This is a genomic window from Candidatus Vicinibacter affinis (assembly GCA_016714365.1).
Classification (GTDB): Bacteria; Bacteroidota; Bacteroidia; order Chitinophagales; family Saprospiraceae; genus Vicinibacter; species Vicinibacter affinis.
Genome location: JADJNH010000005.1, coordinates 2069244 through 2083127, shown reverse-complemented (window position 1 = coordinate 2083127; position 13884 = coordinate 2069244). Strand labels below are relative to the sequence as shown.

Sequence of the window (13884 nt, the reverse complement as noted above, 5' to 3'; positions counted from 1 at the left end):
ATGGAAAAGATAGCATTGGTAACAGGAGCTTACAAGGGATTAGGCTTGGAATTCTGCAAACAATTAGTAAATGCAGGTTATAAGGTAATTCTTACTGCAAGAGAAATACAAAAGGCACAGGCAGCAGCAGAAACTTTGAATGTGCGACAACAATCTGCAATTCCAAAAGCACTTGAAGTAACGGATGAAATTCAAATTAAGAATTTAGCTTCCTGGGTAAAGGAAAGCTATGGAAGACTTGACTTGCTTGTAAACAACGCTGGTGTAAATCCAAAAGACTACGCAGACAAATCAAGAATGTCAAAGGCCTTTCACCTGGACAATCTTGATGCAAAAGAAATGTTGGACGTAATTCACATCAACAGCATTGCTCCTTTGCTTGTTGTCAAACACTTTCGGTCGTTGCTTCAAAAAAGCGAGCGCCCAATTGTAATAAACATTTCTAGTTGGTTGGGTTCAGTTACCAACCTGACATTTGGTGGACATTATGGTTATGTTGGAAGTAAAAACTTGTTGAATGTATTCAACAAATCGATGGCAAACGAACTCCGGCAAGACAACATCATTTGTGTAAATGTGAATCCGGGTTGGGTTCAAACCGACATGGGTGGACAGAAAGCCCAATTTACTACCGAGCAAGCAGTATCCAATATTTTGACTAATGTTGTATCAAAACTTTCAATGAGCGACACCGGTAAATTTCTGAATTATGATGGCAACGAACATCCCTGGTAAAAACTTTATACAGGTGATGGCATCGCAGTTTTAAACTGCGACGAGCAGGGGGGATTACTGAGACTGTACACTTTTATAAAAGAATTGGAATGTATTAATAAAATGTCCTAAATTTGTTAGATGAGTAGAAGAATTGAGCTAACGGCAGTCATAGAAAAGGAGGACAATATGTACCTATCACTTTGTCCTGAATTAGACATTGCCAGCCAAGGGGAGACTCCGGATGAAGCAAAATCAAATCTTGTAGAAGCTATTGAATTATTCTATGAGACTGCTTCTGAAACTGAAATAACCAAAAGGTTGCACAACGAATTGCAAATTTCACGGGTTACCGTAAACATCCATGCTTAATTGAAAACCTTATCGGGCAAGGAGGTGTGCCTAATATTATCCAGACATGGATTTATAAATGTGAGACAAAAAGGAAGCCATGTTATCATGCAAAAACAAACGGAAAATTCAACAATATCTGTTCCTGTTCCCATGCATAAGGAAATTAAAATTGGAACCTTACATTCGATAATAAGGCAAGCAGAACTCTCAAAGCTTGACTTTGAATGACACCTCTGATAAGCTGGGCCATATGGCAGTGATAAATTGAGACATCCGTTCCGTTGGAATCTGAAACAAACCATGTGATATATGGTGTTAGCAGGCCGCATTAAAAAGGCTTTGGTCGTATGGCATCGCAGTTTAAAACTGCGACGAACAGAGGATTTTATAAATTTTTGAATAAAAAAATGGTGCTTTCACACTCTGGCGATAGCAGCTAGCCCAAATAAGACCACGAAAGTTTTGTATCTTTGTTTTAATAAAGTGTTTTATATGAAACGAGATAAAGTAATCGAATCAATCAAAGAACTCCCACAGGAATTTGAATTAGAGACACTGATAGAAAGGCTAATTTTTATTGAAAAGGTCGAACAAGGTTTAAAACAAATAGAGGAAGGAGAAACTATTTCACATGAGCAAATAGAGCAAATTGCCAAGAAATGGTAAAAGTTGATTGGACTAAATTAACGCTTGATGACCTAAAAATAATTCACACATCTATTTCGCTAGATTCCACTTCTTATGCAGGAAGATTTATTGATAAACTTTTGAACAGAGTAAGACAGTTAGAAAATTTTCCACGCTCAGGAAGAATTGTCCCGGAATTTGGAATAGAAAATATCAGAGAGTTAATTGAAGGAAACTACAGAATCGTTTATAAATTAAACAATGAAGGGGTTTTTATTGTAAGGGTCCACCATTCGTCTATGATGTTGAGTGACATCTAAAAACCTGCTAGGTACTAATTATATACTTAAATTACGACTGCCATTCCAGCGGAATCTGAAACGAACCATGTAAGCCATTGTGTTAGCAGGCCGCATTAAAAATGCTTTGGTCGTATGGCATCGCAGTTTAAAACTGCGACGAGCAGGATTATAATTGATAATAGCGTTTAATTAAAATTGTATAAAAGTTTCAATAGTTTTTGTACTTTTGATACTATCATATGATAGTATCAAAATAATGAAACCTCCCTACGAAATAACATCCAAAATATTAAAAAGCATTACTTCTATTTCTCAAAAAACTGGCGAAGTGAACGCTAAATATTTAGTAAAACAGAATCCTAAGCTTCGAAAGCAAAACCAAATCAAAACGATCCATTCTTCATTAAGAATTGAGGGAAATACGCTTTCTGTAGACCAAATAACCGCCATTATTGAAAACAAACGAGTGGTTGGACCTGAAAAGGACATTAAGGAAGTCCTCAATGCATTAGATGTATACAAACAACTTAAAAACTACCAATATGCTTCAGAAAAGGATTTTTTGAACGCGCATAAGATGTTGATGACTGGCCTGGTTGCAACACCCGGTAAATACCGGACAAAAGGTGTTGGAATTGTGAAAGGCTCAAAGGTCGAACACATGGCTCCTCCATATGAGCAAATAAAATTTCTCATGGGTGATTTATTCAAATATCTCAAAGACAAATCTGAATTGACATTGATAAAAAGCTGTGTTTTTCATTATGAGATGGAATTCATCCATCCTTTTATGGATGGGAATGGCAGAATGGGTAGACTTTGGCAAACGATCATTTTGATGAGTGAATACCCTTTGTTTGAGTTTTTGCCATTTGAATCGCTCATCTCGAAAAATCAAAATGAGTATTATCATGCACTCTCTATTTCTGACAAAGAAGGAAAGTCAACAAAATTTATTGAATTTATGCTTCGCATCCTGGATCAATCCCTCGATGAACTACTTGAAAATGGTACAAAAAAATTAAATGAAACAGAAAGGTTAGAGATTTTTTTAAGTGAATGTAATCAAACTTTTAGAAGAAAAGATTACCTGAAACATTACCCTGAAATTTCAACTGCCACCGCCAGCAGGGATTTGAAAAATGGGGTGGAACGAGGGCTGATTGAAAAATTTGGCGACAAAAAAACAACTCAGTACATAAAGAAAAAATAATACCGCTACCAGCAATTAAATTGACAAAAATGAAATATTTTCACATTCTATAACTTAATTATGAAAATCAGTTATCAAAATATTGTTCTTGCCATTTGGGGACTTTTACTTTTAGCTTCCTGCAATACACTAGAGAAAGCTTCCACTCACGGCTTGAATAGTGGTTATTATAAATTGAAATCTAAACATGAAAACACCCAGAACATTTATTTAGATGTTACCAATGAGCAGATAAATGTTTATCATCTCACAAAAAACCAACCGGATAAAAATCAATTCCTGACCATCCCATTGACTAAAATGGACAGCCTTGTTTGTAAACCGATGGTTTTTAAGAAGCACAGTCTTGACATTGACATCACCACCATTCTTTTAAAATACCGACCATCTGTTTATGGATTACCCGCGCAGTTGACTACGGATTTAAACATGGCTTTGTATTTCGGCTCGAGGCATGACTACTTCCCTATCAGGAACAAAAAGGATCCCCTGGGGATGAGTTATCATAAACTCAGTAATTGGGGTTACGATTATGGCGTATTTGTGGGACCAGGCACTACCTTAATCAGTCCTTTTACAACCAACAATAGGAGTACAAATGAATACAGCGGAATGATCATTCAGACGGGAATCGCAGGTTTCATAGAGTCAAACATAGTCAGTTTTGGTTTAGCTATAGGATACGATTATCTTATGAATCATGACAGAAAGATATGGATATACAACAATAAACCCTGGGTGGGATTTATCGTGGGGGTTGCCTTGAATTAAATTAGGTTTTGCGATAAAATGATTTAAAACATTTTTCACAGTGAATGAATACAAATGACCAAAACAAGACCAATGTAATAGGCGGGGTTTCTTGTTTCAAAAAAGGTCGGTAGTAAACAAGCATTATTTTTACAAATCAAATTTTAAAAGAAAACTTTCTGTTGGGTATAGGCCTCATGACTTTCCTCTTGAGTGGCCTCAGCATGTCAACTCCCCCACTCCGTTCATGATGGGACAGGCAGTTCTACTTGAAAAGCGGATGACACAGACAGTCCTTCCATCGGATAAACCTAATTAAATATATTTTCCCACTCCACATTTACAATTACAATTGCAAAAACGTATGCAGTTGGTAAATTTTGCTTTACCACCAACACACAAGACGATCTAAAAGTAAACCACAAAAGAGCCTATCTCCTAATATTGCTCATACCAGCTAAACTTATCCCGGACGATTTGTGATTTTTCCTTTTTTAAATACTCCAATAAAGACTTAGAAACCGGAGAATGCTTTTTCCCTTTTAACCATATCAAACTCCAGGTTGTTTTAATTGGAAGTCCTTTGATTGAAATTATTTGTAACTCATTATTGTGTAGTTCATTTTTTATCCCAATGAGTGGCATAATGGAATACCCTAATCCGGCCAGTAATGATTGCTTCACCGCTTCATTTGATGTTAACTCCATCTTTTTTAAGACGGATATGCTGTTGCGTTCAAAAAAACTTTCCATTGTTTGTCTTGTCCCGGAACCCTTTTCTCTAAAAATTAAAGGCAAATCTTTAAAAATTTCTTTTGTGCTTATTCCTTTTTTAAACTTTTTCTCAACACTGCCTACAAGGAATAATTTATTTTGAAGTAAATCAAGCTTCTCAATATTTAAATTATTTGGCAGAATAGAAACCAGCGCAAAATCAACTTCATTATTTTCCAAACTCTCCACAACCTTGTTTTTATTAGTTACATCCATCAATAATTCTATTCCGGAATGTTGCTGCATAAAATTGGTTAGGAAGTAGGGCATTACGTATTTTCCAGTGGAAACTACCGAAATCTTTAAACGACCTGTTAATTGGCCTTTATAAGCGAGGGTTTTATAGTTGATGGCAGAAACCTGGTTAATAATGTTTTCAGCCGCCTCCGCAATTTCCAATCCAAAATCTGTAATGTAAATTTTCCGGCCAACTACTTCCGTTAAAGGTATGTCAAACTGATCCTGAAAATTCTTTAACTGAATGGAAACGGCCGGCTGTGTAAGGTGCAATTCTTCAGAAGCCTTTGTAACGCTTTGTGTTTGAACGATTTTTAGAAATATCTGCAATTGGTTCAATGTATAATTCATAAATTATTTTTATGGTTTACATTACAAAGATAAATAAAAGGTTATGAAATAGATTGTTCAATTTTGCACCGTCAAAAAAAATTATACATCATGAAAATAGTCAAAGTCATTTCTGCAGTTACAGTCTTAACAGCATTCACCAGTTGTGCAGTTGTAAGACCAGGAGAAGTTGGAGTAAAACAAAAGCTTGGTAAACTTTCTGAAAAAATTCATGCACAAGGCCCTGTTTGGTTCAACCCATTTACTACTAAAGTTATAAAAACAAATATACAGATAAACGACATTGAATTATCACTAAGTCTACCGAGCAAGGAAGGCTTAAGTGTTACAGCTCAAATATCCATTCTTTATAGAATCGGTCAAAACAGTGTACCTAAAGTAATCAAAAGTATTGGACTTGGATATGAAACGATTATATCCAATGTATTTAGATCCGCATCCGCAGATGTGTGTTCCAAATATTTTGCAAAAGACATGCACTCAGGGATGAGAGCTGAAATAGAAAATGCAATTAAAATCAAAATGGAAGAGACCCTTGCTGATCAGGGAATTCTTGTTCAGGCGGTTCTGATGAAAAGCATCCAATTGCCTACGGGTCTGGCAAGTTCAATCGAACAAAAATTACAAGCAGAGCAAGATGCTATGAGGATGGTTTTTATTTTACAACAAGAAAAATTAGATGCTGAAAGAAAAACGATTGAAGCAACCGGGACAAGAGATGCTCAAAAAATCCTTTCAGAAGGTCTAACAGACCAAATCATTAAGATTAGAAGTATTGAAGCTTTTATAGAATTATCAAAATCTACGAACAGTAAAATAATAATTACTGATGGCAAAGTGCCATACCTCATCGATTAATTAAAAAAAACAAAACAAAAATGATAACTAGAATTACTGTAGCAAAAGGAGACGGAATTGGCCCTGAGATAATGGACGCCACATTAGAAATAATCTTAGCAGCAGGTGCTAAAATCGAAATTGATGAAATTCAAGTTGGCGAAAGTGTTTATCTGGCAGGCAATACATCTGGAATCGCAGCTGAATCGTGGGATACTATCAGGCGAAACAAAATCTTTCTAAAAGCTCCCATCACCACACCACAAGGTGGCGGATACAAAAGCTTAAATGTTACCACTCGTAAATTTCTGGGTTTGTATTCAAACGTAAGACCTTGCAGGAGTTTACATCCTTTTGTAAGCACAAAGCATCCTGTTATGGATGTGGTGATTATAAGAGAAAATGAAGAGGACTTATACGCAGGCATCGAGCATCAGCAAACGGACGAAGTGGTGCAATGCCTCAAATTAATAAGTAGACCCGGTTGCGAAAAAATTGTACGATACGCGTTTGAATATGCTAAACAACAAAATCGTAAAAAAGTAAGCTGCTTTACTAAGGACAATATTATGAAGCAAACAGATGGTTTGTTTCACCAGGTGTTTAATGAGATTGCAAAAGAATACCCGGAAATAGAAAACGAACATTGGATAATAGACATTGGGGCAGCAAAAATGGCCGATACGCCTGAATATTTTGATGTCATCGTCATGCCAAATCTCTATGGAGATGTTTTAAGTGATGTTGCTGCACAAATTACCGGTTCAGTTGGTTTGGCGGGTTCTGCTAATATTGGTGAAGAGTGCTCCATGTTTGAAGCCATACACGGTTCAGCTCCGAGACGCGCAGGTCAAAATGTGGCGAATCCTTCAGGTCTATTACAAGGTGCGATTATGATGTTGAATCATATTGGACAAACCGATGTCGCGGAAAAAGTACAAAATGCCTGGTTAAAGACACTTGAAGATGGCATACATACGTACGACATTTTTAAGGAGGGAATCAGCGCCCATAAAGTTGGTACTAAGGAATTTTCAAAAGCAGTAATCGCGAATATCGGTCAAAAACCATCCATACTTAAGTCTGTTTCGTATGCAAACAATTCAGCTTTAAATCTGCCTAAATACAAACGCAAACCTGCAGCAAATAAAGAATTGGTGGGAGTGGATATTTTTGTACACTGGAACGGCTCCAATCCTAACGAATTAGCGGAGAAAGTGAAAAAAGTTGAAATCAATGGAATAAAACTCTCCATGATAACAAACAGAGGAATCAAAGTATGGCCTGATGGATTTCAAGAAACATTTTGTACTGACCACTGGAGATGCCGTTTTAAACCATTCGAAAATTCTGAAATAGACAAATCAAATATCATTGATCTTATGAAAAATGCAATCAATGAAAACATTGACTGCATAAAGACTGAAAACCTGTATTCGTTTGATGGTCAAGCATCCTACTCACTAGGACAGGGACAATAAATTACAAAAACTAAAACATTCTACTTATTCAGGGTGAATTTAATTACCAAGATGCATAAGAGTTGTGAACTCTTATGATACCTGTCAATTGAATGTAAGAAAAAATAAAAATTAAATAAAATGTATAAAACCATATTAAAAACCAGTCTTTGGATGTCACTCATGATTGCATTTCTAATCATTGCATTCCAAACGAATGATGCAATAAACGGCCAGGTATTTGCCTCACTAGGAATAATAACCGGTGGTTTCTTTCTCAAATTTATTTCAAACCCAAAATTAAGCAAATGATGAAAAATACTGAAACATTCACACTCATTGATCGTCACTTCTCTTATGATGACGCCGAGGAAACGCTCTTGGAAATGTTTTCCTCCAAAATCAATTATCATAAAATAAAAAATTGGAGTTCCCAGGAAAGGTTTGGCAAAGATGATGAAATTGCCCAAATAAAAATTCCGGAATTAAAAAAGGAGTTGGAAAAATTACAAACCTTACTGTCAAAAGCAAAAAACAATGGAAAGGGAATAGATATTACCTCTGAAATAAAAATCACTCTATTGGAAAGATAGTTTCAGATGTTCAAAGGGAGAAGTCTTTTAATAGCTACGAAACACCATAAGGAACAAGTGATTGCTACAATTTTAGAAAAAGAACTTGGTGTAAAATGCTTTGTTGTTGCGGATCTGGATACGGATGAACTTGGGACTTTCACCGGAGAAGTAGAACGTAAAGACGATCCGATCACTACGTCCAGGAACAAATGCCTTATGGCAATGAAATTGAGTAAGTATGATTTGGTCGTAGCCAGTGAAGGCTCTTTTGGACCACATCCTTCTATCCCTTTGGTACCTGCAGATGATGAATTTTTACTCTTTATTGACAAGAAAAATGATTTAGAAATCATTGCCAGGGAGCTAAGTATAGAAACCAATTTCAATGGCTCAGAAATTAAAAATGAAGAGGAACTAAAAGAATTTGCAGCAAAGGCAAATTTCCCTTCACACGGCTTGATTCTTAGAAAATCAAAAAATTATTTTGCAGACATTACTAAAGGAATAACTAATGCAGATCAACTATTCAGTACTTTTAAAAAGCTCATTGAAAAATACGGAAAAGCTTATGTAGAAACGGATATGAGGGCTATGCATAACCCCACAAGAATGAACGTGATTGGGAATGCAACCTTTAAATTGGCTAATAAAATTAACTCACTCTGCCCAAATTGTGATACGCCGGGTTTTGAAATAACAGATTCGAATCCAGGTTTGCCTTGTGAATTGTGCAATTTTCCGACCCAAAGCACAATAAGTTATCTCTATACCTGTAAAAAATGCTCTTATAAAAAAGAAGAAAAATATCCGCATGGAAAACAAACCGAAGATCCAATCTATTGTGATCTTTGTAATCCATAAATCCATGTATGAAAAGAATAGTAATCAAGCAAGCGCAGGTAGTAAATGAGGGAAAAATCACTTTGGCGGACGTATTAATTGTTGGTGAAAGAATAGAAAATATTTCAGATTCCATTTCCTGCAACAATGCAGATGTTATAAATGCCGAAGGCTTGTATCTCCTGCCTGGAATAATTGATGACCAGGTACACTTTCGTGAACCCGGGTTAACTTACAAAGGAACCATTTATTCCGAATCAAAAGCAGCAGTTGCCGGTGGAATCACTTCATTCATGGAAATGCCAAACACAATACCCAATACCTTAACTCAAAAATTATTAGAAGAGAAGTATAAAATAGCCTCCAAAACAGCCTTGGCAAACTATTCCTTTTTTATGGGAATCAATCAATACAACTTAGAAGAGGCTTTAAAAACAGATAATGAAAATGTGTGTGGCATAACCGACGATGGGCTCTATTTTAATAATGATGAAGGCATCCTCGCCAATTACCCTGAATTTTTAGAAAATCTTTTCTCCAGATCTGATAACTTAATAGCTCTGCATTGCGAAGACGATGCCATTATTAGCAAGAATACCTACAAATACCAAAAGTTATATGGAGAAAACATTCCCATTGAATTTCACCCCCTGATAAGAAGTGAAGAAGCCTGCTTATCAGCGACCAAACGTGTTTTACAAATTGCTAAAAAACATAATAATCGGTTACATTTCCTTCATATTTCAACTCAGGCAGAAGCAAATTTATTTGAAAACAATCTCGACATCCGAGAAAAACGCATTACTGCAGAAGCTTGTGTGCATCACCTTTGGTTTTCAGATAAAGATTATGAGAAATTAGGAGCCAAAATAAAATGGAATCCTGCCATTAAAACAGAGGAAGATAAAAAAGGAATTTTAGCGGCTCTTTTGGATAACAGACTTGACATCATCGCTACAGACCATGCACCACATTCAATTGTCGAAAAAAATGGAACCTATTTTAAATCTTTATCAGGAGGACCTTTAGTTCAGCATGCTTTACCTGTAATGCTTGAATTTTTTCATCAAGGAAAAATAAGTCTTGAAAAAATAGTCGAAAAAATGAGTCATCATGTGGCTGAAATTTATAGAATAAAAGAGCGGGGGTACATTCGGGAAGGTTATTTTGCTGATTTAGTATTACTGGATTTGAAAAATAAATGGACGGTTTCTGCTGAAAATATACTTTATAAATGTGGCTGGACACGTTTCGAAAATCAAATCTTCAAAAGTAAAATACTTAAAACATTTGTCAATGGAAATCTAGTCTATGCAGACGGTATCATAAATGATACGAATAAAGGAAAAAGATTGAAATTTTCAAAAATAAGATAAAAAGATCAATTCTTATTCAAGCAGAAATACATTCATGAATTATAATCTACTCATAGAAAACCTAACAAATCCAGCTTTACTCTTTTTTGTACTTGGTATAGTTGCCGTTTATTTAAACAGTGATTTAGAAATACCTCCAAATTCATCAAAATTTATTTCATTGTACTTGTTATTTGCCATAGGTTTCAAAGGTGGCCAGGAATTATCACATGAGGCATTTACTATGGAAATTGGATTGTCAATGATATTTGGGGTTTGTATTTCTTTAATGATACCACTCTACACATTCTTTATACTTAAAAGAAGATTGAATGTCTTTGACGCCGGTGCAATAGCCGCTGCTTACGGTTCCGTAAGTGCAGTCACATTTGTGACGGCCGTTTCTTATCTAGAATCTCAGCAACTATCCCTTCATGGACACATGGTGGCTATTATGGCCTTAATGGAATCTCCGGCAATTATTATTGGCCTATTATTAATTTCTATTTTTAATAAAGACCAAAACGAAAAAATACAGAAACGTTCCGCTATAAAACATTCATTCACAAATGGGAGTGTATTGCTCATACTGGGCAGTTTAATAATAGGCTACTTGGCGAATGCCAAACAGGCAGAAGGAATAAAACCATTTACAAATGACCTTTTTAAAGGTTTTCTTGCCATTTTTCTCTTAGACATGGGAATTACAAGTGGCAGAAAACTAAAAGCATTTTTCTCATTTGGTTGGTTTCCCATTATTTTTGCCATTTTAATTCCACTAATAAACGGCTGCATCATTGCGATGTTAAGCTCCTCTGTTACACCAGACATAACCAATCGTTTTATGTTTGCAGTTTTGGCCGCGAGCGCCTCTTACATTGCAGTACCAGCTGCTATGAAAATTTCAGTTCCACAATCAAATCCTGGGCTCTTCTTACCAATGGCTCTTGCCGTTACCTTTCCGATAAATATTACAATTGGTATGCCCATCTATTTTCTCATTGTTCAAAATACTTAAATATAAATTATTGTTGGCTCCCAGATGTAATCACATTTCCAATTCGCATGAGCAACCAGACAAGCCAAAAATTGCATAAGAATTTTTATTTTTCTGATTGAATGCTCATTCATTTAAAAATAATTTCCTCTTAGACTTTTCAAGACGCCTCCCACAACCCGCGAAACAACAACTATTCGCTACTCGACAAATCACAGCGAAAAAAGGTAAAATTTGACCCTGAAAGAAAGTTGAATTTCAATAAAGTGGAGGTCAATGCACAAAATTCGCTCTCATCAAAATTCCATCTTAAATGCATTTTGAGACATTTCACAAATCTAATCCGGATGATCAGGTTAGAAAGTATCCTGCATTGAGAAGGAAATTGGCAAAACGACCATGATTATCAAGAAAACATTCAGCATAATTTTTGGCTTTGAATAGAAAATACAGGTATTTTCGCCAATTACTCCTGAAAAAATCTACGGTAAAAATGAAAGACACCGCACTCATCAATGGCAAGGCAAATAAGATCATCAAGGCGATCCTGTTCTGTGTAGTTTTTACTGGGCTTTTCATTGCTTTCTCTTTCTTAAAATCTTTCATTCCTGAAACGTTTGAAAGAATCGCACATGGAGTTATCGGAACATTTGTTGCACTGCTGTGCACCTACCTTTTTCTTCGTTATGACAAGAAAACTTTTTCCGAAATAGGTCTCCTATTTGAATCAACGACTGTGAGAAAATTCATCTTGGGATGCTGCACAGGATGTATGTTAATGGGTTTGCTGACCTTTTCGATCATCTTATATTCAGATTTTAAAATAGAGTTAAATACCCACAGCAACATGGGACAATTCCTGCTTTGGACACTGCCACTGATTCCTTTGGCATTTATGGAAGAAGTTGCGTTCAGGGGATATCCACTCTCCATACTTAAAGAATCCGTAGGCATAAGAAATTCAATTCTCATCAGTTCTATTCTGTTCGCCTCCTATCATATAGCCAATGGTTGGACCATCCAAACTGCATTTTTAGGGGCGGGATCCTGGGGTATATTGTACGCGCTATTAGCCACTGGCTCAAAAGGAATTTCCATGTCCACGGGAATGCATTACGCTGCCAACCTGACCACATCCGCCTTTGGGATTTCGAATGATTCTTACCATTTATGGGTGCTCAAACAAGCGAATGGAACAAGCCTTGAAAATTATCAAAGCAGCACATGGGCCACTTTAATCCCACAGCTCAGTATTTTGATTGCAGGAATATTCTGCATGGAATGGTATCTAAGGAGGCGCTTACCAATCCAATAATCACCCTCCTGACGTACATCCAATACCTAATTACCAAGCGGATTACAAATACTCATTTGATGGATCAAATGCACCCGCTTAAACATTTCATCATCAGGAAGCCACATGTACAATTAGGGTACAAAATTGGCCTTTCCAATCTCTAAAAGACTCGGCTGAAAATCCAATGAATCACCTGAATTCGAGTAGTTTACAGCAAAAAGTCTGCGACCCACCCTACCTTCAAAGACCCCGGATGGCTGAATTAGATTTTCATTTATTTTCTGTTATTTATTATTTTTTTATTGTTTTTCAATAAATATTTATTACTTTTGCCGTACAATTTAAAATACCAACCATGATGTCTAAAAAAACCAACTATTTATTTATTGGCCTGCACATTGTCGCCTGGGTCATTTTTGTAGGCTTGTGCATTGAAGCAGGAGCACTGATCGTAAATTTTATATTTAGTCTGTTTAAACCTGAAATCGTCCATAACCTATACCAGAAGCTGGACTTGAGCGATCTATATTCCAGGAGCAAATGGTCATATTATTGTATGTACAGTTTTATAATGGTCATCTCGGTTTTAAAGGCCTACTTATTCTACATAGTTATTAAGCTTTTAACTAAATTCAATTTATCCAAACCATTCAGCAATTTTGTATCGGAGCAGATTACACAAATCAGTTACTACACTTTTGCAATAGGAATCCTGAGCTATGTTGCCAGACAATCAGCCAATTATTTGCTTCATCGTGGATTTGAAATTGACATTTTAGATCAATTCTGGGAAGACAGTCAGGCTTTTGTCTTGATGGCTGCAATCATCTACATCATAGCAACTATTTTTTCAAAAGGAGTTGAGATCCAAAATGAAAACGATTTAACTGTATAAGCTATGGCAATTATTGTAAACCTGGATGTGATGATGGCGAAACGGAAAATTTCGCTTAATGAACTTTCTGAAAGAGTTGAGTTGACCTTATCCAATTTATCCATCTTAAAGACCGGAAAGGCAAAAGCTATCCGATTTTCCACGCTAGACGCCATTTGCAAAGCTTTAGAATGCCAACCCGGCGACATTCTGGAATATGCAGAGGATGAAAAACGTCCTGTGTAAAAGCAAGGAGGCGCGGCTTTTTATTGAAGGAGCAGACTGCTCTCCTTATGGAAAGGAATTTAGAATTTCATGTGTAAAACA

18 protein-coding genes are annotated in these 13884 nt (G+C 36.1%); 17 read left to right on the top strand and 1 reads right to left on the bottom strand.

Annotated features, from left to right (window positions below; all coding sequences use genetic code 11):
• The 7 genes from IPJ53_08210 to IPJ53_08180 all read left to right on the top strand — a co-directional run bounded on the left by IPJ53_08210 (window position 1) and on the right by IPJ53_08180 (window position 3981).
• Window positions 1-735: an SDR family oxidoreductase gene (locus IPJ53_08210; GenBank protein ID MBK7799082.1), complete on the top strand. Its 735-nt coding sequence runs from the start codon at window positions 1-3 to the stop codon at window positions 733-735.
• Between the two features lie 120 nt (window positions 736-855).
• Complete coding sequence (locus IPJ53_08205) at window positions 856-1086, top strand: type II toxin-antitoxin system HicB family antitoxin (GenBank protein ID MBK7799081.1); 231 nt, start codon at window positions 856-858, stop codon at window positions 1084-1086.
• Window positions 1087-1296 carry a type II toxin-antitoxin system HicA family toxin gene (locus IPJ53_08200; protein MBK7799080.1) on the top strand — a complete coding sequence of 70 codons (210 nt, stop codon included), beginning with the start codon at window positions 1087-1089 and terminating at the stop codon, window positions 1294-1296.
• A 264-nt stretch (window positions 1297-1560) separates the two neighbouring features.
• A complete protein-coding gene (locus tag IPJ53_08195) occupies window positions 1561-1734 on the top strand; it encodes a hypothetical protein (GenBank protein ID MBK7799079.1) in 174 nt (57 codons plus the stop codon).
• On the top strand, window positions 1728-2015 hold the full coding sequence (locus IPJ53_08190; protein ID MBK7799078.1) for a type II toxin-antitoxin system RelE/ParE family toxin: 288 nt from the start codon (window positions 1728-1730) through the stop codon (window positions 2013-2015). Before IPJ53_08195 ends, IPJ53_08190 begins: the two co-directional genes overlap by 7 nt.
• Window positions 2016-2253: 238 nt before the next feature.
• Window positions 2254-3210, top strand: a complete 957-nt coding sequence (locus IPJ53_08185) for a Fic family protein (protein ID MBK7799077.1) — start codon at window positions 2254-2256, stop codon at window positions 3208-3210.
• Between the two features lie 60 nt (window positions 3211-3270).
• Window positions 3271-3981 carry a hypothetical protein gene (locus IPJ53_08180; protein MBK7799076.1) on the top strand — a complete coding sequence of 237 codons (711 nt, stop codon included), beginning with the start codon at window positions 3271-3273 and terminating at the stop codon, window positions 3979-3981.
• Window positions 3982-4398: 417 nt separating this feature from the next.
• On the opposite strand, the gene IPJ53_08175 is transcribed toward IPJ53_08180, so the two are convergent.
• Window positions 4399-5322, bottom strand: coding sequence for a LysR family transcriptional regulator (locus IPJ53_08175; GenBank protein MBK7799075.1), 924 nt, complete (start codon window positions 5320-5322; stop codon window positions 4399-4401).
• A 90-nt stretch (window positions 5323-5412) separates the two neighbouring features.
• On the opposite strand from IPJ53_08175, the gene IPJ53_08170 reads away from it, so the two are divergent.
• The 10 genes from IPJ53_08170 (at window position 5413) to IPJ53_08125 (ending at window position 13803) form a co-directional block, all read left to right on the top strand.
• Entirely contained in the window at window positions 5413-6180 is a 768-nt protein-coding gene (locus IPJ53_08170) for a prohibitin family protein (GenBank protein MBK7799074.1), read from the top strand.
• Between the two features lie 23 nt (window positions 6181-6203).
• Window positions 6204-7640, top strand: coding sequence for an NADP-dependent isocitrate dehydrogenase (locus IPJ53_08165; GenBank protein ID MBK7799073.1), 1437 nt, complete (start codon window positions 6204-6206; stop codon window positions 7638-7640).
• A gap of 120 nt (window positions 7641-7760) precedes the next feature.
• The gene (locus IPJ53_08160; GenBank protein MBK7799072.1) at window positions 7761-7931 is read left to right on the top strand and encodes a hypothetical protein; all 171 of its coding nucleotides are present in this window, start codon (window positions 7761-7763) and stop codon (window positions 7929-7931) included.
• The gene (locus IPJ53_08155) at window positions 7931-8212 is read left to right on the top strand and encodes a hypothetical protein (GenBank protein ID MBK7799071.1); all 282 of its coding nucleotides are present in this window, start codon (window positions 7931-7933) and stop codon (window positions 8210-8212) included. The genes IPJ53_08160 and IPJ53_08155 overlap by 1 nt, the downstream gene beginning before the upstream one ends.
• A 6-nt stretch (window positions 8213-8218) precedes the next feature.
• On the top strand, window positions 8219-9055 hold the full coding sequence (locus tag IPJ53_08150) for a hypothetical protein (GenBank protein MBK7799070.1): 837 nt from the start codon (window positions 8219-8221) through the stop codon (window positions 9053-9055).
• Between the two features lie 8 nt (window positions 9056-9063).
• A complete protein-coding gene (locus tag IPJ53_08145; GenBank protein ID MBK7799069.1) occupies window positions 9064-10410 on the top strand; it encodes a dihydroorotase in 1347 nt (448 codons plus the stop codon).
• Between the two features lie 34 nt (window positions 10411-10444).
• On the top strand, window positions 10445-11407 hold the full coding sequence (locus IPJ53_08140; protein MBK7799068.1) for a sodium-dependent bicarbonate transport family permease: 963 nt from the start codon (window positions 10445-10447) through the stop codon (window positions 11405-11407).
• A 472-nt stretch (window positions 11408-11879) separates the two neighbouring features.
• Window positions 11880-12701 carry a CPBP family intramembrane metalloprotease gene (locus tag IPJ53_08135; GenBank protein ID MBK7799067.1) on the top strand — a complete coding sequence of 274 codons (822 nt, stop codon included), beginning with the start codon at window positions 11880-11882 and terminating at the stop codon, window positions 12699-12701.
• Between the two features lie 340 nt (window positions 12702-13041).
• Entirely contained in the window at window positions 13042-13578 is a 537-nt protein-coding gene (locus tag IPJ53_08130) for a DUF2975 domain-containing protein (protein MBK7799066.1), read from the top strand.
• Between the two features lie 3 nt (window positions 13579-13581).
• Window positions 13582-13803, top strand: a complete 222-nt coding sequence (locus IPJ53_08125; protein MBK7799065.1) for a helix-turn-helix transcriptional regulator — start codon at window positions 13582-13584, stop codon at window positions 13801-13803.
• The last annotated feature ends 81 nt before the right edge of the window (window positions 13804-13884 follow it).

Bases quoted from the DNA above. Each gene is read 5' to 3' on its own strand.
- IPJ53_08140 (MBK7799068.1), top strand. From the start codon at position 10,445: ATGAATTATAATCTACTCATAGAAAACCTAACAAATCCAGCTTTACTC.
- IPJ53_08130 (MBK7799066.1), top strand. From the start codon at position 13,042: ATGTCTAAAAAAACCAACTATTTATTTATTGGCCTGCACATTGTCGCC.
- IPJ53_08195 (MBK7799079.1), top strand. From the start codon at position 1,561: ATGAAACGAGATAAAGTAATCGAATCAATCAAAGAACTCCCACAGGAA.
- IPJ53_08180 (MBK7799076.1), top strand. From the start codon at position 3,271: ATGAAAATCAGTTATCAAAATATTGTTCTTGCCATTTGGGGACTTTTA.
- IPJ53_08170 (MBK7799074.1), top strand. From the start codon at position 5,413: ATGAAAATAGTCAAAGTCATTTCTGCAGTTACAGTCTTAACAGCATTC.
- IPJ53_08150 (MBK7799070.1), top strand. From the start codon at position 8,219: ATGTTCAAAGGGAGAAGTCTTTTAATAGCTACGAAACACCATAAGGAA.
- IPJ53_08210 (MBK7799082.1), top strand. From the start codon at position 1: ATGGAAAAGATAGCATTGGTAACAGGAGCTTACAAGGGATTAGGCTTG.
- IPJ53_08190 (MBK7799078.1), top strand. From the start codon at position 1,728: ATGGTAAAAGTTGATTGGACTAAATTAACGCTTGATGACCTAAAAATA.
- IPJ53_08125 (MBK7799065.1), top strand. From the start codon at position 13,582: ATGGCAATTATTGTAAACCTGGATGTGATGATGGCGAAACGGAAAATT.
- IPJ53_08185 (MBK7799077.1), top strand. From the start codon at position 2,254: ATGAAACCTCCCTACGAAATAACATCCAAAATATTAAAAAGCATTACT.
- IPJ53_08160 (MBK7799072.1), top strand. From the start codon at position 7,761: ATGTATAAAACCATATTAAAAACCAGTCTTTGGATGTCACTCATGATT.
- IPJ53_08205 (MBK7799081.1), top strand. From the start codon at position 856: ATGAGTAGAAGAATTGAGCTAACGGCAGTCATAGAAAAGGAGGACAAT.
- IPJ53_08175 (MBK7799075.1), bottom strand. From the start codon at position 5,322: ATGAATTATACATTGAACCAATTGCAGATATTTCTAAAAATCGTTCAA.
- IPJ53_08155 (MBK7799071.1), top strand. From the start codon at position 7,931: ATGAAAAATACTGAAACATTCACACTCATTGATCGTCACTTCTCTTAT.
- IPJ53_08145 (MBK7799069.1), top strand. From the start codon at position 9,064: ATGAAAAGAATAGTAATCAAGCAAGCGCAGGTAGTAAATGAGGGAAAA.
- IPJ53_08135 (MBK7799067.1), top strand. From the start codon at position 11,880: ATGAAAGACACCGCACTCATCAATGGCAAGGCAAATAAGATCATCAAG.